At 71.2% G+C, this 17072-nt stretch carries 18 protein-coding genes; 7 read left to right on the top strand and 11 right to left on the bottom strand.

The features are described from left to right. Positions 1-5 precede the first annotated feature (5 nt). The 3 genes from ACFQZQ_RS10725 to ACFQZQ_RS10715 form a co-directional block, all read right to left on the bottom strand. Positions 6-815, bottom strand: coding sequence for a murein L,D-transpeptidase catalytic domain family protein (locus ACFQZQ_RS10725; protein WP_386812783.1), 810 nt, complete (start codon positions 813-815; stop codon positions 6-8). Positions 816-1003: 188 nt separating this feature from the next. After that, positions 1004-1675: a DUF938 domain-containing protein gene (locus tag ACFQZQ_RS10720; RefSeq protein WP_386812782.1), complete on the bottom strand. Its 672-nt coding sequence runs from the start codon at positions 1673-1675 to the stop codon at positions 1004-1006. A gap of 10 nt (positions 1676-1685) precedes the next feature. After that, a complete protein-coding gene (locus tag ACFQZQ_RS10715) occupies positions 1686-3359 on the bottom strand; it encodes an NAD(P)/FAD-dependent oxidoreductase (RefSeq protein WP_386812781.1) in 1674 nt (557 codons plus the stop codon). Positions 3360-3683: 324 nt separating this feature from the next. On the opposite strand from ACFQZQ_RS10715, the gene ACFQZQ_RS10710 reads away from it, so the two are divergent. The 7 genes from ACFQZQ_RS10710 to ACFQZQ_RS10680 all read left to right on the top strand — a co-directional run bounded on the left by ACFQZQ_RS10710 (position 3684) and on the right by ACFQZQ_RS10680 (position 9171). Next, on the top strand, positions 3684-6023 hold the full coding sequence (locus ACFQZQ_RS10710; protein WP_386812920.1) for a DEAD/DEAH box helicase: 2340 nt from the start codon (positions 3684-3686) through the stop codon (positions 6021-6023). Beyond that, a complete protein-coding gene (locus ACFQZQ_RS10705) occupies positions 6014-7105 on the top strand; it encodes a ribonuclease H-like domain-containing protein (protein ID WP_386812780.1) in 1092 nt (363 codons plus the stop codon). The genes ACFQZQ_RS10710 and ACFQZQ_RS10705 overlap by 10 nt, the downstream gene beginning before the upstream one ends. 120 nt (positions 7106-7225) lie before the next feature. Beyond that, positions 7226-7540 (top strand): I78 family peptidase inhibitor, encoded by a 315-nt coding sequence (locus tag ACFQZQ_RS10700; protein WP_386812779.1) that lies wholly within the window; start codon positions 7226-7228, stop codon positions 7538-7540. Positions 7541-7607: 67 nt separating this feature from the next. Further along, positions 7608-7760, top strand: coding sequence for a hypothetical protein (locus ACFQZQ_RS10695; protein WP_386812778.1), 153 nt, complete (start codon positions 7608-7610; stop codon positions 7758-7760). 37 nt (positions 7761-7797) lie between these two features. Continuing rightward, complete coding sequence (locus ACFQZQ_RS10690) at positions 7798-8112, top strand: I78 family peptidase inhibitor (protein WP_386812777.1); 315 nt, start codon at positions 7798-7800, stop codon at positions 8110-8112. A 139-nt stretch (positions 8113-8251) separates the two neighbouring features. Further along, positions 8252-8722, top strand: a complete 471-nt coding sequence (locus ACFQZQ_RS10685; protein WP_386812776.1) for a ribonuclease domain-containing protein — start codon at positions 8252-8254, stop codon at positions 8720-8722. Beyond that, entirely contained in the window at positions 8719-9171 is a 453-nt protein-coding gene (locus tag ACFQZQ_RS10680; RefSeq protein WP_386812775.1) for a barstar family protein, read from the top strand. The genes ACFQZQ_RS10685 and ACFQZQ_RS10680 overlap by 4 nt, the downstream gene beginning before the upstream one ends. A 132-nt stretch (positions 9172-9303) precedes the next feature. Here the strand turns inward: ACFQZQ_RS10680 and ACFQZQ_RS10675 are convergent, their stop codons facing one another. The 8 genes from ACFQZQ_RS10675 to ACFQZQ_RS10640 form a co-directional block, all read right to left on the bottom strand. Further along, positions 9304-9537: a hypothetical protein gene (locus tag ACFQZQ_RS10675; protein ID WP_386812774.1), complete on the bottom strand. Its 234-nt coding sequence runs from the start codon at positions 9535-9537 to the stop codon at positions 9304-9306. 91 nt (positions 9538-9628) lie between these two features. Next, a complete protein-coding gene (locus ACFQZQ_RS10670) occupies positions 9629-10741 on the bottom strand; it encodes a DNA topoisomerase IB (RefSeq protein WP_386812773.1) in 1113 nt (370 codons plus the stop codon). Positions 10742-10984: 243 nt separating this feature from the next. Then, positions 10985-11305: a hypothetical protein gene (locus ACFQZQ_RS10665; RefSeq protein WP_386812772.1), complete on the bottom strand. Its 321-nt coding sequence runs from the start codon at positions 11303-11305 to the stop codon at positions 10985-10987. Positions 11306-11442: 137 nt separating this feature from the next. Further along, on the bottom strand, positions 11443-12699 hold the full coding sequence (locus ACFQZQ_RS10660) for a TCR/Tet family MFS transporter (protein ID WP_386812771.1): 1257 nt from the start codon (positions 12697-12699) through the stop codon (positions 11443-11445). 198 nt (positions 12700-12897) lie between these two features. Continuing rightward, positions 12898-13911, bottom strand: a complete 1014-nt coding sequence (locus ACFQZQ_RS10655) for an NAD(P)/FAD-dependent oxidoreductase (RefSeq protein WP_386812770.1) — start codon at positions 13909-13911, stop codon at positions 12898-12900. After that, positions 13853-14458, bottom strand: a complete 606-nt coding sequence (gene folE, locus ACFQZQ_RS10650; RefSeq protein ID WP_386812769.1) for a GTP cyclohydrolase I FolE — start codon at positions 14456-14458, stop codon at positions 13853-13855. The genes ACFQZQ_RS10655 and folE overlap by 59 nt, the downstream gene beginning before the upstream one ends. Positions 14459-14650: 192 nt before the next feature. After that, entirely contained in the window at positions 14651-15112 is a 462-nt protein-coding gene (locus ACFQZQ_RS10645; RefSeq protein ID WP_386812768.1) for a glycine zipper domain-containing protein, read from the bottom strand. Between the two features lie 198 nt (positions 15113-15310). After that, positions 15311-17032 carry a sensor domain-containing diguanylate cyclase gene (locus ACFQZQ_RS10640; RefSeq protein WP_386812767.1) on the bottom strand — a complete coding sequence of 574 codons (1722 nt, stop codon included), beginning with the start codon at positions 17030-17032 and terminating at the stop codon, positions 15311-15313. Positions 17033-17072 lie beyond the last annotated feature (40 nt).

Genomic DNA, 17072 nt, shown 5'->3' with positions numbered 1-17072 from the left:
CCGGGTCAGCGCGCGGCGACGGCCTGCGAGCTGGCAGCGCCGGCGGCGTCGCCACGCGCCGCGGCGAGGATGTCGCGGGCACTGCGGCCGCTGCAGCCGAACCACCGCGAACCCGCCAGCCACGCGTCGTCCGGGTAGTAGGCGAACAGCAGCTGGTCGTGCTTGAGGGTGTCGATCACCGCGCGCGCGACCTGCGGCCGCAGCGCCGGGCAACCATAACTGCGGCCGAGCCGACCCTGCCGCAGTGCCTGCGCCGGGTCCACGTACGGCGCCCCGTGCATCACGATCAGGCGATCGCGCGCGGCATCGTTGACGCCCGGCTCCAGCCCGTCCATGCGCAGCGAATAGCCGTTGCCGCCGTCGTAGGTCTCGGCGGTGGTGAACAGGCCGAGGCTGGTCTGGTGGCTGCCATCGCGGTTGGAGAAGGAGCGCGCGAAGTTCTCGCCGCTGCCGCGCCCATGCGCGACGTGCTCGGTGTGGAGCAGCGCTTTGCGTTCGAGGTCGAACACCCACAGCCGCTTGTCCGTCGACGGCCGCGAATAGTCGATCACCGCCAGCCGCGTGCCGCGCGCCGCGCCGTTGCGCAGCGCACACGCGCGCGCCTCCAGCGCCAGCGCGAGCACGCCCGGATCGGCGTCGGGCGCCAGGCGCCTGACCTGCTCGAGCACGGCGTCGGCCGGCGCGGCCGGCGCCGCGGTGCTCGCCACCGGCGCATGCGGCCCGGGCGTAACCTGCACATCGGGGCGCGAGTCGGTCGACGAACACGCGGTGAAGGCCGCGGCCAGCACGAATGCCGTGAAGAAGTTGCGAATCATGGCCGCAGGATACGCGCGGCACGCACCCGGCTGGCTGAATCGGGGCCGGAGGCGCCGCCGCTGACTGACTCGTTCAGCCGCGGCGGCGTCCTCAGCCCTCGCAGGACGGGTTGAGCGCAGCGATACCCGTCATCGCCCGCTCCATCCCGGCGCGGTGGTGGGTCACGCCGCTGCGCGGCTAATCCACCCTACGACTGCCGCCGCCAGACCGGGCAACGGTTGTTGGCCGGCATCGCCACGTCTTCGACCAGTTGCAGTCCGATCGACCGCGCCAGCGCATCGACCGCCTCGAAATCGCGGATCCGCGAACGCGGGTCGCGCGCCTGCAACCAGCCGTCGAACTCGCGGTTGCTGTCGCTGGTGTAGGCGCCGGCGTAGTTGAACGGCCCGTACACGACCAATGTCGCGTCGTCGGCCAGCACCGCGTCGAGACCGGCGAAGCACGCCTCGACCTCAGCCCAGCCCATGATGTGCAGGGTGTTGGCGCTGAACACCGCGTCGAACCGCTGGAGCTCCCTCCCTTGTCCCCCTAGGGGAGAGGGGAGGGCTGGGGAGGGGTCACGCGAACCATCGGCATCGACGCAAGGCCAAGGCCCCGTCGCCACGTCCAGTTCGATCGGCGCCGGCGTGTTCGCCAGTTGCGCCTCGTCCAGCCAGGCGCGGATCCCCGGCAAGTACTCCACGCGATCCGAGCACTGCCATTGCAGCCACGGCATCGCCGCGGCGAAGTACACCGCGTGCTGGCCGGTGCCGCTGCCGATCTCCAGCACCCGCTGGCGATCGGCGAAGTGCTGCCGCAGCACCGCCAGGATCGGCTCGCGGTTGCGTTCGCACGAGGGCGAGAACGGTTTGTCGCTCATGCCGTCGCGCTCACGCACTCGCGGTCGCGCGCGACACGCCGGCCATGATGCTCAGCGCCACCGCCTCGGCGGTCTTGATGCCGTCGACGCCGGCCGACAGGATGCCGCCGGCGTAGCCCGCGCCTTCGCCGGCCGGGAACAGCCCGCGCGTGTTGAGGCTGTGGCCGTCGACGCCGCGGGTGATGCGCACCGGCGACGAGGTCCGGGTCTCGACCCCGGTCAGCACCGCATCACTCATCGCGAAGCCCTTGATCTGCTTGTCGAACGCCGGCAACGCCTCGCGGATCGCGTCGATCGCGTAGCGCGGCAGCGACGCGTCGAGGCTGCCCAGGCGCACGCCCGGGGTGTACGACGGCTGCACCGCGCCGAACGCCTGCGACACGACGTTGCCGATGAAATCTCCGACCAGCTGCCCCGGCGCCTCGTACTCGCCACCGCCGAGCTCGAACGCGAGCGACTCCCAGTGCCGCTGCAGCGCGATGCCGGCGAGCGGGCCGTCGCCATACTCCGCGTAGTCCTCCGGCGTGATCCCGCACACGATCGCCGCGTTGGCGTTGCGCTCGTTGCGCGAGTACTGGCTCATGCCGTTGGTGACCACGCGCCCGGGCTCGCTCGCGGCCGCGACCACGGTGCCGCCCGGGCACATGCAGAAGCTGTAGACCGAGCGTCCGTTGCGGCAGTGGTGCACCAGCTTGTAGTCGGCCGCGCCGAGCAGCGGGTGCCCGGCCTGCGGCCCGAAACGTGCCTGGTCGATCAGCGATTGCGGGTGCTCGATGCGGAAACCGATCGAAAAAGGCTTGGCTTCGACGAACACGCCGCGCGCGTGCAGCATCGCGAACGTGTCGCGCGCGCTGTGGCCCAGCGCCATCACCACGTGGTCGGCGCGCAGTTCGTCGCCGTTCGCCAGCGTCACCCCGCGCACGTGGCGGCTGCCGGCGGCATCGGTCTCGACCAGCACGTCGTCGACGCGGCTGGAGAAACGGATCTCGCCGCCGAGCGCCTCGATCGTCGCGCGCATTTCCTCGACCATGCCGACCAGGCGGAACGTGCCGATGTGCGGCTTGCTGACGTAGAGAATCTCCTCCGGCGCGCCGGCGGCGACGAACTCGGTCAGCACCTTGCGGCCGTGGTGGTGCTTGTCGCTGATCTGGCTGTAGAGCTTGCCGTCGGAGAACGTGCCCGCCCCACCCTCGCCGAACTGCACGTTCGATTCCGGGTTGAGCACCTTCTTGCGCCACAGCCCGAACGTGTCGACCGTGCGCTCGCGCACCGCCTTGCCGCGCTCGAGGATGATCGGCCGGAACCCCATCTGCGCCAGCACCAGCCCGGCGAACAGCCCGCACGGGCCCATCCCGATCACCAGCGGCCGCAGCGGCAGGCTCGCCGGCGCGCGGGCGACGAATTTGTAGGAGGTGTCCGGGGTCGGCGCGACCTTGTTCGCTGCCGGCGACGGTCCCGCGACGGCGGCCTGCGCCCGACGCAACAGCTCCGCCTCGCGCGGCGTGTCCACGTCGACCGAATAGATCAGCACGATCCCGCCGCGCTTGCGCGCGTCGTAGCTGCGCTTGGCGACCGTGTAGCCGACCAGGTCGCCCGCGCCGATCCCGAGCCGCGCCAGGATCGCGTCGGTGAGCGCGGCCTCCGGGTGATCGAGCGGCAGCTTGATGTCGGTCAGTCGGAGCATGCGGGGCCAGGCTGCAGATCGGGATGGACGGGCCATTTTAGGGCCCGGGCCGCCCGCGACGGGGTCGCATCGCCAGTCTCACAGGCTGCGACGCGGATCGGGCCCACTGCGCTCCTCAGAATCAAGGGGACGCAGATGGCACCGGGACAGGCACTCGCGCGGCAAGCTCAAGAAGGAAACGCCGAGGGCGGCGACGCCGCGGGCAACGCGTATCCGGCGGTGCCGGGCTCGGTTCGCGACGGCGGCGCGATCGTCCGCGGCGACGGCGCGGCGCTGACGCAGGCGCTGTCGCGGCGGTATGCGGACCGCATCACCGGCAGCTTCATGATTCCCGGGCGCGAAGGCTTGTACGCGCCAATTCCCGACGACGTGCCGGAGAACCTGAAGGCGGCATTGCGCGCGCGCGGCATCGACCGGCTCTACCGCCACCAGGCGCAGGCGTGGGACGCGGCGCAGCGCGGCGAGCATGTCGCGATCGTCACCCCGACCGCGTCGGGCAAGTCGCTGTGCTACACGCTGCCGGTGGTCGCCGCGGCGATGACGTCGCGGGCGAAGGCGCTGTACCTGTTCCCGACCAAGGCGCTGGCGCAGGACCAGGTGGCCGAGCTGCTGGAGCTCAACCGCGCCGGCGAACTCGGAGTCAAGGCGTTCACCTTCGACGGCGACACCCCCGGCGATGCGCGCCAGGCGATCCGCCTGAACGGCGACATCGTGGTCAGCAACCCGGACATGCTGCACCAGGCGATCCTGCCGCATCACACCAAGTGGGCGCAGTTCTTCGAGAACCTGCGCTACGTGGTGATCGACGAAATCCACACGTACAGAGGTGTATTCGGCAGCCACGTCACCAACGTGCTGCGCCGGCTCAAGCGCATCTGCGCGTTCTACGGCGTGCGGCCGCAGTTCATCCTGTGCTCGGCGACGATCGGCAACCCGCGCGAGCACGCGCAGGCGCTGATCGAGGACGCCGTGCACGCGATCACCGAATCCGGCGCGCCGACCGGCGACAAGCACGTGCTGCTGTGGAACCCGCCGGTGGTCAACGCCGACCTCGGCCTGCGCGCGTCGGCGCGCTCGCAGAGCAACCGCATCGCGCGGATCGCGATCAAGTCCGGCTTGAAGACGCTGGTGTTCGCGCAGTCGCGGCTGATGGTCGAGGTGCTGACCAAGTACCTCAAGGACGTGTTCGACCACGACCCGCGCAAGCCGGCGCGCATTCGTGCCTACCGTGGCGGCTACCTGCCGACCGAGCGCCGCGCGGCCGAGCGCGACATGCGCGACGGCCGCATCGACGGGATCATCAGCACGTCCGCATTGGAGCTGGGCGTCGACATCGGCTCGCTGGACGTGGTCGTGCTCAACGGCTACCCGGGCACGGTCGCGGCGACGTGGCAGCGCTTCGGCCGCGCGGGCCGCCGGCAGAAGCCGAGCCTGGGCGTGCTGGTCGCGAACTCGCAGCCGCTCGACCAGTACGTGGTGCGGCACCCGGACTTCTTCGCCGACGCGCCGCCGGAGCACGCGCGCACCGCGCCGGACCAGCCGCTGATCCTGTTCGACCACATCCGCTGCGCCGCGTTCGAGTTGCCGTTCACCGTGCGCGAGCTGTTCGGGCCGATCGAGCCCGAGGTGTACCTGGAGGCGCTGGCCGAGACCGAGGTCGTGCACCGCGAGGGCGAGCGCTGGGAGTGGATCGCCGACAGTTACCCGGCCAACGCGGTGTCGCTGCGCTCGGTCGCCGACGGCAACTTCGTGGTGGTCGACCGCAGCGACGGCCGGCAGGTGATCATCGCCGAGGTCGACTACTCGGCCGCGGCGCTGACCCTGTACGAAGGCGCGATCCACATGGTGCAGTCGACGCCGTACCAGGTCGAGCGGCTCGACTGGGAGGGGCGCAAGGCGTTCGTGACGCGCACGCGCGTGGACTACTACACCGACTCGATCGACTACACCAAGCTCAAGGTGCTGGAGCGCTTCGACGGTGGCGGCGCCGGGCGCGGCGATGCGCATCACGGCGAGGTGCACGTGGTGCGGCGGGTGGCCGGCTACAAGAAGATCCGCTACTACACCCACGAGAACATCGGCTACGGGCCGGTGAACCTGCCCGACCAGGAGCTGCACACCACCGCGGTGTGGTGGCAGCTGCCGCAGGCGGTGCTGCTGGCGTGGTTCGGCTCCAGGCAGGACGCGCTCGACGGCTTCCTCGGCGCGGCGTATGCGCTGCACATCGTCGCGACGGTGGCGGTGATGGCCGATGCGCGCGACCTGCAGAAATCGGTCGGCAACGGCGATGGCGCGTGGTTCGCGACCGCGGATGCGGGCGGGCGCGGGCAGCTGCGCGGGGTCGAGGGCAATGCGCTCGCGGTGGGCGAGATCGAACTCGACCAGGGCCGGCAGTTCGTGCCGACCGTGTACCTGTACGACAACTTCCCCGGCGGCGTCGGCCTGAGCGAGCCGCTGTGGACGCGCCAGGAGGAACTGGTGCGGCGCGCGATCGAGCTGGTCGAGCGCTGCGATTGCCGCTCCGGCTGCCCGGCGTGCGTGGGGCCGGTGCTCGCGGTCGATGAGCACAAGGACGCGATGACGCCGAAGGCGCTGGCGCGGCGGGTGCTGGGTTTGCTGGTCGAAGCCGACGCATCGCGCGACGCGAGCCCGGCATGGGCGTGACGCCGGAGAAACTGCGCGCGCTGCGTTCGCAGGCGGGGCTGGCAGGAAGCCAGGCTTCGTTGCGCACGGTGGTGCCGCCGGTCCCCCAATCCAATCCGATCTCGAAAGATGGAACGGCATCAGCTCCCTCTCTTTCCGCTTGCGGAAGGGGAGGGTTGGGGAGGGGTTGTTCGGAGGACGGCGTACAGCTGAGCCAGAGCACCCCTCCCCAACCCTCCGGTCCTGCCGGACGTTCTTCGTCGCACGAACTGCCACTGGCAGTTCGTAAGCGCGACTCATCACCCCCTTCGCCACGCGAAAGGGAGGGAGCCAAAGCCTCGATCGAATCGCTGCGTCGCCTGCTCGGCGTGCGTGAACGCAAGGTCGTTCCGCTGGTGTCGCGCGGCCCGCTCGACCGCGCCCTGCCCGGCGAGGAAGTCGCCCCCGGCCTGCGCCTGATCGAAACCCACCTGCCGTATCCCGCCCCCGCCACCGCGCTGTCGCTCGCGTTCGCCAAGCGCGACGGCGAGGCGGTCGACCCGCGCGCGCTGCTGTTCTTCGACACCGAGACCACCGGCCTGGCCGGCGGCACCGGCACGCGCGCGTTCATGATCGGCGCGGCGGACTGGCACCACGACCCGCAGCGTGGCGACGGCCTGCGCATCCGCCAGTTGCTGATCACCACGATGGCCGCGGAGCCGGCGATGCTGCGCGCGTTCGCCGGCTGGCTGGCGCCGGGCACGGTGCTGTCCAGCTACAACGGCCGCTGCTACGACTCGCCGCTGCTGAAGACGCGTTACCGGCTGGCGCGCATGGCCTGCCCGATCTCGGCGCTCGACCACGTCGACCTGCTGTTCCCGACCCGGCGCCGTTACCGCGGAGTGTGGGAGAACTGCCGGCTGGCGACGATCGAACGCGAGCTGCTGAAGATCGTGCGCGACGACGACCTGCCCGGCTCGGAGGCGCCGGCGGCGTGGCTGTCGTTTCTGCGCGGCGGCCCGGCCCGCAACCTGCGGCGGGTGGCCGAGCACAACCACCAGGACGTGGTGACGCTCGCGCGCCTGATGGAGCGGCTGGTGCAGGCGCAGGCCGTGCCGGGCTGAGCCGCGCCGGGCGCCATCTCCGCCGCTGGCGGCCGCGCCGGGCCTGCGCACGGGGTGTTTACGCGCCGCACACGCAGCGCGCCGCAGGCTGCCGGCAACCTCCTCCTGCCGGAACTCGCCATGTCCGACCAGACCCCCGCTTCCTCGCACCTGTTGCTCCCGGCGATCGTGCTGGTCCTGGCGGCCGGTGCCTGCGCCACGATGCCGCCGCCCGGCGGCCCGCCGCCGAGCGCGATGTGCAACGCGCAGGGCGCGATCGGCGCGATCGGCCGCGCCCCGACCGCGGACGTGGTCGAGCGCGCGCGTATCGATTCAGGCAGCGCCAGCGTGCGCGTGATCCGTCCCGGCGACGCGGTGACCAAGGACCTGCGCAGCGACCGCCTCAACCTCAACGTCAACGCGCGCGATGCAATCGAGGGGGTGACCTGTGGTTGACCTGGCCTGCTCCCCGACCCCACCGGATCCCGCGCCCGATCCCGGCGCCGAACGCCGCGCGTGGCCGATGCGCACGCGTCCGCTCGCCGCGCATTGGCGCGCGCTGCGCAACGTGACCGAGGCCGAGGCGCGCCCCGCGCCGTCGCCGCACGCCGCGGCGGCCGAGACCACCACGATCACCACGACCCGCGGCACGGCGAGCGGCTTTTCCGCTCGTTGACCCCGATGCCGTCCCCATCCACTCCTAAGGAGTTCGCATGCGCAACCCGATGCTTCCCGTCCTGCTCGCCGCCGCCTTCGGCCTGGCCGGCTGTGCCACCGCCGCGGATCCGCCGATGAGCGACCCGACCCCTCCCGCCACCGCAGACAGCTGCAATCCCGATGCCGCACGCGCCAACGCGCTCGGCAAGGTCGCCACAGCCGCGGTCGTCGAGCAGGCGCGCAAGGACGCCGGTGCGCGCATGGCGCGGGTGCTCAAGCCCGGACAGATGGTGACCATGGAGTACATGGAGGGCCGTCTCAACATCGACGTCGACGCGGGCAACGTGATCACCAACCTGCGCTGCGGCTGAGGCGGCATCCGCTCAGGCCGGGCGACGTTGGGATTGGCCGCCCCATTGCTCCGGCACCGGGAGTCGGCGCGCGTAACGGCGCCGACTGCCAACACGCGGGCACGGGACTAGACTGGGCGCACGCCACCGGAGAAACGCCATGCGCCGCCACCACTGGTTGCTCGCCGCGATCGTGCTGCTCGGGTTGTGGTTCTGGACCCAGCGTCCCGACCAGGGCGGCGAACTGGCCACGCCGGCCACACCGCCCGGCTCGCCGCCGGTGGTGCTGTCCGATGCGCGCCCGCCGCAGCCCGCGGAGGCCGGGCGTTCCCCGGCCAGCGCCTACCCGGAATTCCTGCCGCGCGAGGCGCACGCGGTGCTCGCCGCGATCGCCCGCGGCGGCCCGTACGCCTACCGCCAGGACGGCGGCGTATTCCAGAACCGCGAGCGCCTGCTGCCGGCGCAGCCGCGCGGCTACTACCGCGAGTTCACGGTCGCGACGCCGGGCTCGGACGACCGTGGCGCGCGCCGCCTGATCACCGGCGGCGAGCCACCGGTCGAATACTTCTACACGGAGGACCACTACCGCAGTTTCCGCCGCTTCGAACTGCGCGGCGAGGCGCGGCGATGACCGCGGTCGCGTTGCAGGCGCTGCTCGCCGATGCCGGCCAGAGCGGCGCGTTCTTCGTCGCCGACAGCGACAGCGAGGCGATGGCGCAGGCCGGCGCGGCGCTCGAGTACGAGGTCGTGCGTATCGACCTGCGCGGCTGCGTCGACAAGGACGAGGCGCTGGCGCGATTCGCGCGCGCGCTGGGGTTCCCGGGCTGGTTCGGCGGCAACTGGGACGCGTTCTCCGATTCGCTGCGCGACCTGTCGTGGTTGCCGGCGGCGGGCTACCTGCTGCTGATCGAGCATGCCGCGGCGTGGCGAGAGTCCGAGGACGCGCGCGCCGGCGAGGACTTCGACACCGCGCTCGACATCCTCAATGAGGCGGCCAGCGACTGGGCCGAGCGCGACGTCGCGTTCTGGGCGCTGATCCCGCTGCCCGAGGACGTGCTGGCGACGCTCGAGGCAGGCTGAGCGCAGTCCGGTTCCGAGGCACCAGCCACTCTTCGCCAGTATTCCTTTTGCGAGGACGGGCGCTTCGGTAGGGCGGGTTTCAACCCGCCGCCACCTGGGGCGCTGGCCCGACACGGCGGGTTGAAACCCGCCCTACACGCGGTCGTCGATGCCTTTGACCCCGGCGTGCTTGGCGCAGTGCGCGCAGCAATAGAACCTGCCGTCGTGCTCGGCGCCGTGGCCGATGATCCGGCAACCGCAGTGCGCGCACGCCGGGGCCAGTGCGTGGATCGCGCATTCGAACGAATCGTAGGTGCCGCTCGCGGTCGGGGTGGTGACCGTGAACGCCTTGTCGTAATCGTTGCCGCACACGTCGCAGCGGGCCATCGCACACCTCGCACTCGGGTCGGGCCCGCAGTGTCGCGCCGCGCAGCGCCACGCCAAGTGAAGGTCGCCGCGCGCTGCGCGCCGCCGTGGCTCACGGTTTGCGGGAGCGACCTGCCTGGCGTTGCGCGCGCTTGAGGAACTTCAGCGTCGCCTGCTCCCATTGCCGCGCGCCGCGCGCGCCATCCGAGCCGGCCGCCGCGGCCGCGCGCTGCAGCGAACCGTCGCGCCAGCCGGCGAACACGCGCGGGTCGATATACGCCTTGCGGCACACCGCCGGGGTGTTGCCCAGCTCGTGCGCGACCCGTTTCACTACCTCGTTCTGCGCCGCGGCCAGCGCGGTCTCGCTCGGCGGGTTGGCCGCATCGCCGGGCAGCGGCGTCGCCGCGAACTGCTGGAACGCGGTCAGGGTGCCGCCCCACGTGCGGAAGTCTTTGGCGGTGAACGCCTCGCCCATCGCCGCACGCAGGTAGTCGTTGACCTCGCCCGAGTCGACCGGCTGCACCGCGCCGTCGTCGTCGCGGTACTGGAACAGCGCCTGCCCCGGCAGCTGCTGGCAGCGCCGGATCAGCCCGGTTAGGCGGCGGTCGTCGAGCACCACGTCGTGCTCGAGCCCGCCCTTGCCGCGGAAGCGGAACCGCGCGCGTCCGTCCTGCACGAACGCGACGTGGCGGTTGCGCAGCGTGGTCAGGCCGTACGACTTGTTGCTGCGCGCGTAGGCGTCGTTGCCGACCCGCACCAGCGTCTCGGCGAGCAATGCCACCACCATCGCCAGCACCTTGTCGCGCGGAAACCCGGCCAGGGCGAGGTCGGCGCGCAGGCGCCGCCGCAGCCGTGGCAGCGCTTCGCCGAACGCGACCACGCGCGCGAACTTGCCGTCGCCGCGCACGCGTTGCCAATGCGCGTGGTAGCGGTACTGCTTGCGCCCGCGCGCATCGCGGCCGGTCGCCTGCAGGTGGCCATCGGCGCGCGCGCAGATCCACACGTCGGTGTAGGCCGGCGGGATCGCGAGCGCGCGGATGCGGTCGAGCGTGTCCTGGTTGCGCACCGCGCGGCCGCCGGCATCGAGGTAGCGGAAGCCCTTGCCCGCGCGACGGCGGCGCAAGCCCGGCTCCAGGTCGCTGACGTAGCGCAGGCCGCTGTCGGTGGCGGCCTGGGCGTTGTCGTGGTTGTTGGCGGTGATGGCGTTGGCGGGTGTGCGCGGCATGGGCGCAGGATCGCGGCGCGGGCGTCAAGGGCGTGGGAAGCCGGTGTGGCCGGCGCTCGCGTCAGGAAAAAAGAAAGCGGGCCGGAGCCCGCTTTCTTTCCTCGTCAGGACAAATCGTGATGCCGATACAGCTGTGCACCACATCAACTACGACTACGCGGCCGCGCGGGCTTCACCGTCCGGCCCGCGCTAGACGCGCGGTCACGCTAATGCCCTGCGAACCAGTGGTTCGCAAGCAGGGCATTAGCGCCCATCGTTGTCCGCGTCGCCGGGCATGGCGCGCTCGGCGCGGTGCCAGGCGGCCTTGACCGCGTTCTTGGCGCGGTCCCAGGCGAGCTCGGAGTTGCCCTTGAACTTCTCGTACTCGGACTTGAGCTCATTCTCGGCCTGGTCGAAGCCGCGGTCGCCGTAACGGCCGTAGCCTTCGTAGCCGGTGCGGTACGCGCCTTCGTAGTCCTCGAACTTGCGCCCGGGCTCGTAGTAGCTCTCGCTGTTGTACTGGTTCTTCCAGTAGTTGTTCTCGGTGGTCGGATCGATGTTGCGTGGGTTCTTCTGCGTCGCCATCAGAACGTCTCCTTTGTGTCGTCCTCTGTCTCGCGGCCAGGGGATGCCTCGAGTCGGATCAGGCTAGCGACGCGGACGTTAGGCGTGGATAAAGAAAATGTCGCGACAACGTGCATATCAGTGAATGGTTCATCGCCCTACCCGTCCGCCATGGCGCCGCCCGACGCGGTTGCCGGCAAGCGCGCATAACGCCACGCGATCAACACCGCGCCAGCCAGCAACACCGCCGCGATCAGAAACGGCGCGCCGGGCAGGTGCAGCGGCGCGAGCTCGCCGATGAACAAGCCGAAACTGCCGGCGAAGATCGCCGGGCCGATGATCCCGGCCAGGCTCACCAGGCTCATCAACGCGCCCTGGATGCGGCCCTGCACGTCGGCGCCGACCTGGCGCGTGATCAACGCCTGGGTCGCCGGCGCCGCGAGCGCCCACAGCGCGCTGATCGGGATGCCGACCAGGAACATCCAGCCCACGCCGGCGAAGCCGTAGATCACGAACCCGACCACGCCGCAGCCCAGGCCGAACATTAGCGCGCGGCGCTCGCCCAGGCGCTTGACCACGCGCCCGACCAGCACCGCGTTGACGATCACGCTGCACACGCCGACGGCGGCCAGCACCCAGCCGACCTCGCGCGGGCCCCACTGGTACTGGTAGTCGGCGAACAGCACGAAGATGCTCGGGTACACGTAGTGCGCGAGGTTGGCGATGAACACCACCGCCGCCAACCCGAACACCTGCGGGTAGCGCTTGAGCAGCAGCAGCGACCCCAGCGGGTTGGCGTGCGACCAGTCGAACTTCACCGCGCGTTTTTCCGCCGGCAGCGATTCGGGCAGCACGAACAGGCCGTACAGGAAGTTCAGCAGCGCCAGCCCGGCGGCGAACCAGAACGGCAGGCGCAGGTCGACCGCGCCGAGCCAGCCGCCGATCAGCGGCCCGACGATGAAGCCGAGCCCGAAAGCCGCGCCGATCATGCCGTAGCTCCTGGCGCGCTGCGCAGGCTCCGTGACGTCGGCGACGTAGGCATTGGCGGTGGTGAAGCTCGCCGAGGTGATGCCGGAGATGATGCGGCCGACCAGCAGCCACGGCAGCGAGTTGGCCAGCGCCATGAAGATGAAGTCGAGCCCGAGCCCGAGGCACGACATCAGGATCACCGGGCGCCGGCCGTGGCGGTCGGACAGCGCGCCCTGGATCGGCGCGGTCACGAACTGGATCAGCGCGAACACGGTGCCGAAGATCCCGACCCAGTACGCGGCCGTCGCGGTGTCGCCGCCGACGAAGTCCTCGATCAGGTGGGGCAGCACCGGAATGATCACGCCGAACGCGAGCACGTCGATCAGCACGGTGACGAAGATGAAGATCAGCGCGGCGCGGCGCGCACGCGGGGCAGAGGATGCCATCGGGAAATGGTGGGGAACTTTGGGAGGCGCGCAGTCTAGCGCGGCGGTGCTCTTGAACTGCAGACGCGTGGCTGTCGTAGATCCGAGCCTGCGCGGATCGGATTGTCACCCGTGCAGGAGGATGCCTTCGCCGCGACGGGCAGCAGCGATCCGAGCAGGCTCGGATCTACAGCGGCGCGGAGGCCGCGCGGCGAGCGGCTACGCGCCGGCCTGCGCCTGGTGCGCGCGGTCCTCGCGGAAGTTGTTCGGCAGCCGGTTGTGGATCGCGCAGGCGGCGACCGCGGCGTGGCCGACCGCGACGCTGATCTGGTTGAGCGCGCTGACGATGTCGCCGATCGCGTAGAGGCCGTCGACCGAGGTCTGCTGGTGCTTGTCGACGACCAGCGCGCCCTCGTCATCGCAGCGCGCACCCAGCGCCAGCGCGAGCGCCGACTGCGCGTCGCCACCGAGCACCGGGTACAGGGTGTCGAAGCGCCACGGCTCGCCGTGCGCGAACTCGACCACGCAGCCGCGCTCGTGGCGCAACGCGCTGGCCGGCGGCAGCAGCGCGACGTGCGCGCGCCGTGCGCGCGCGGCGTGCTCGGCATCCGGTTCGCCGTCCTGCGAGCGCACCACCGCGACGCTGCGCGAGAACGTACGCAGGAACAACGCGTGCTCGATCGCCTGCTCGACCGGGCCGTACACCGCGATGCGCTCGTCGCTGGCCTCGAAGCCGTCGCAGACCGCGCACAGGCGCACCGCGCCGCTGTCGATCGCCTCGTCGAGCTGCTCCATCGCCGGCATGCGGTCGACCACGCCGCTGGCGAGGCAGACGTAGTGCGCGCGCCACTGGCGGCGGCCGTTGCCGGCGATGAAGTCGTCGCCGTCGCGCTGCAGGGTCTCGATGCGGCCGTCGATGATCGGCACCGCGAAATCCTGCGCCTGCGCGCGCAGCCGCTGCAGCAGCGTGCTGCCGGCGACGCCGCCGGGAAAGCCCGGACAGTTATGGCTGGTCGGGATCCAGCGCGCACGGCTGTGGCCGTCGTCGACCACCAGGATGCGGCGATGGAAGCGCGCGAGGTAGGTGGCGGCGGTCAGGCCCGCGGGGCCGCCGCCGATGACCAGGCAGTCGAGCGTGGCGGCCGGCGCGGCGCTGCCGCGCGCACGCCGGTTGTCAGCGGCCGGGGCCGACGTCGATGAACTGGAGGAATTCGGCGCGGGTGCGGGCGTCATCACGGAAGCTGCCGAGCATCTTCGAGGTGATCATGCTGACCCCGCGCTTGTGCACGCCGCGTGTGGTCATGCACTCGTGCGCGCCCTCGATCACCACCCCGACGCCGCGCGGCATCAGCACGTGCTGGATGCAGTCGGCGATCTGCGCGGTCATCTTCTCCTGCACCTGCAGCCGCCGCGCGTAGGCCTCGACCACGCGCGCGAGCTTGCTGATGCCGACCACCTTGCCGTCGGGCAGGTAGCCGACGTGGGCCTTGCCGATGATCGGCGCCATGTGGTGCTCGCAGTGGCTCTCGAACTCGATGTCGCGCAGCACGATCATCTCGTCGTAGCCGGCCACTTCCTCGAAGGTTCGCGCGAGGTACTCCGGCGGGGTCTCGGCGTAGCCGCTGAACCAGTCGCCGTAGGCGTCGACCACGCGCTTGGGGGTGTCGATCAGGCCTTCGCGGCGCGGGTCGTCGCCGGCCCAGCTCAGCAGCGTGCGGACGGCGGCCTCGGCCTGTTCGCGGGTCGGCTTGTCGTCGGCGTTGGGTCCGGGGCTGGCCATGGTGGGCATCGCGATGGGGGACGCGCATCGTACTCCACGCGCTCGCTGCGACGACAACGCGCCATGTAGAAAGCGGGGCCGCTTTCGCGGCCCCGCTGGGTGGATCACTTTTTTAGGTGTGGCTCAGCGACCGGCCACCGCTGGACGCGGCGGCGTTCTTCAGGACGTGCGCCAATGGCGCAAAAGCGTCCCTTATCGCCCATCCCGGTCCGCGTCGCCGGGCATCGCGCGTTCGATGTGATGCCAACCGTCGCGCACGGCGCCGCGGGCTTCGTTCCAGGCCAGGCGCGAGTCGGCGCGGGTCGCGTCCCACTTGCGCTCGAGGTCGCCTTCGACATCCTCGAACTTCTGGCCGCGGTACTGGCCGTAGGTGTCGTAGCCGTACTTGTAGGCCGGCTCGTAGTCGGTCCATTCGCGGCCGGCGCTGTAGTACGGGGTGTTGCGGTATTCGTTCTTGAAACCGCTGATGTACTCGGTCGGGTTGACGGCTTCGGCGATCGAATCACCGGCCTTCGCGCCCATCACGCCACCGGCGATCGCGCCGACCACGCTGCCGACCGGACCGGCCACCGAACCGACCGCCGCACCGGTCACCGCGCCTGCTACCGCACCCGTGCCTGCACCGAGGCTATGGTCTTTCTTGACGTCGCTCATCTCGTACTCCGTTTGACTGGTGGGGGAACCTGCGCCCACGGCGCCGGTGCCATCCAACCTAGTCGCGCCCCGGTGCAACCCGAGTGAAGCGCGCGCAGAATTTTCTGAATGGCATAAACCGTTCAGCCGCGATTGCGGCATCTTTCCCAGTCAAGATTTCCGCAGCGCCTGCCGTGCCGACGCGCGAGGACGCGGCGATCAGAACGCGCTCGACGCCGACTCGCGCGCCTCGCCGATCAGCGCCGACTCGCGTCCGGGCAGGTCCATGCTGACGGTGTTGCGGCCGACGCCGCGCGCGCTGCGCAGCGCCTGCGCGGTGCGCGCGAGCAGCGCCGGCACCGACTCGCCGCGCTGAGAGCTGGCCATGCCGATGCTGACGCTGACCGCGATCTCGTGGCCGTCGATGCGGAACGGGCGCAGCGCGAAGCTGTCGGCGACCCGGCGCGCGAGGTGGTGGCAGTCTTCCGGCGGGCAATTGGTGACCACCGCGAAGCCGTCGCCGGGCATGCGCGCGATGGTGTCGTCGGGGCGCAGCACCGCGCGGATGCGCACCAGCGCCTGCTGCAGCACCGCATCGCCGACCGCGCGGCCGTAGCGTTCGTTGATTTCGCCGAAGCGGTCGAGGTCGAGCTGCAGCACGCCGTAGCTGCGTGCGCCGAGGCTGCCCAGTTGGTGCCAGGACTCGAGCATCTGCTCGAGCGCCTCGCGGTTGAGCGCGCCGGTCAGCGGGTCGCGGCCGAGGGTCTGTTGCGCGAGCACCGCGATCCGGTGGCGGTTGGCCGCGTGCTGGCTCAGCGCCAGTGCCAGCACCGCCGATTCGATCACCGCCGCCAGCGGCAGCGCGCGCTCGGCCCACGGCGCGTTGACGAGGCCCAACTGGTTACTGGCGGCCAGCGCCGCGACCGCGAACAGCGGCGTCCAACCCAGCAAGTAATAGCTGGCGTAGGTGGCGCCGCGCTGCCAGGCCAGCACTGCCACCGCGAGCAGCACCGGCACCGTGCAGATCAGCAGCGCGTTGCCGACCAGGTAGTACCAGCCATGCACGCGCGCGCCGCCGAACAGCAGCGTCGCCAGCAACGCCAGGTGCGCCCAGAACAGCACCTTGACCGCGATCGCGCCGCGCGGCAGCAGGCGGTCGAGTTCGAGGAAGCGCCAGGTGAACACCAGCTGCAGCGCCACCGCCAGGGTCGCCATTGCCCAGTTGCCGGTCGCGCCATAGGCGGCGAGGTTGGCCAGGCCCCAGATCTCGCCGGCGTCGCCGGACAGCAGCAGCGCATGGATGCCCGCGGCGGTGAGGTAGCCGGCGTAGCTCAGGTACAGCAGGTCGCGGAACGCGACGTAGATGCCCAGCATCGCCACCGCCATCAGCATCAGCACGGTGAACGCGGCGATGGCGTAGCGCGCGTGCGTGCGCTGCCCATGCGCGATCTCGCCGGCGCTGGCCAGGCGCAGGCGCAGCGGCTGCGTGGTCATGCCGTTGACGCGCAGGTAGGCGACGGACGCGGCCGGCCAGCCGCTGGGCAGGCTCAGCACCCAGCCGCGACGCAGCAGCTGCGAGCCGCCCTGCCCGGATTCGCGCACCACGCGCGGCTCGGCCGCCGGCGGGTAGAAGGTGACCGGGCCCAGTCCCTGCGCGCCTTCGAGCACCAGCAGCGTGTCCTCGCCTGGGGCGATCGCCGCGTCGGTGGTCAGGCGCAGCCAGTAGCTGCCGACCCGCTGCGGCAGCACCACGCGGGCGACGCGGCCGCGCGCGCCGGCGTCGACCCGTGCCAGCACCGGCGCCGAGGCCGGCGGCCCGTCGAGGTCGTCCTGGGTCAGCAGCAACTCGGCCTGCAGCGACTGCGCCGCCAGCGGCGGCGCGCACAGGCCGGCCACCAGCAGCAGGAGCAGCACCGCACAACCGCGCACCAACTCGCGCATTCGGGACCTCGAGGCCGCCGCGCGGATGCGCGTCCGGACG

It is taken from the genome of Lysobacter koreensis, from assembly GCF_042677045.1.
GTDB lineage: Bacteria > Pseudomonadota > Gammaproteobacteria > Xanthomonadales > Xanthomonadaceae > Lysobacter_K > Lysobacter_K koreensis.
The sequence above is the reverse complement of the archived record's forward strand: the minus strand, read 5'-3'. Positions and strand labels throughout refer to the sequence as shown.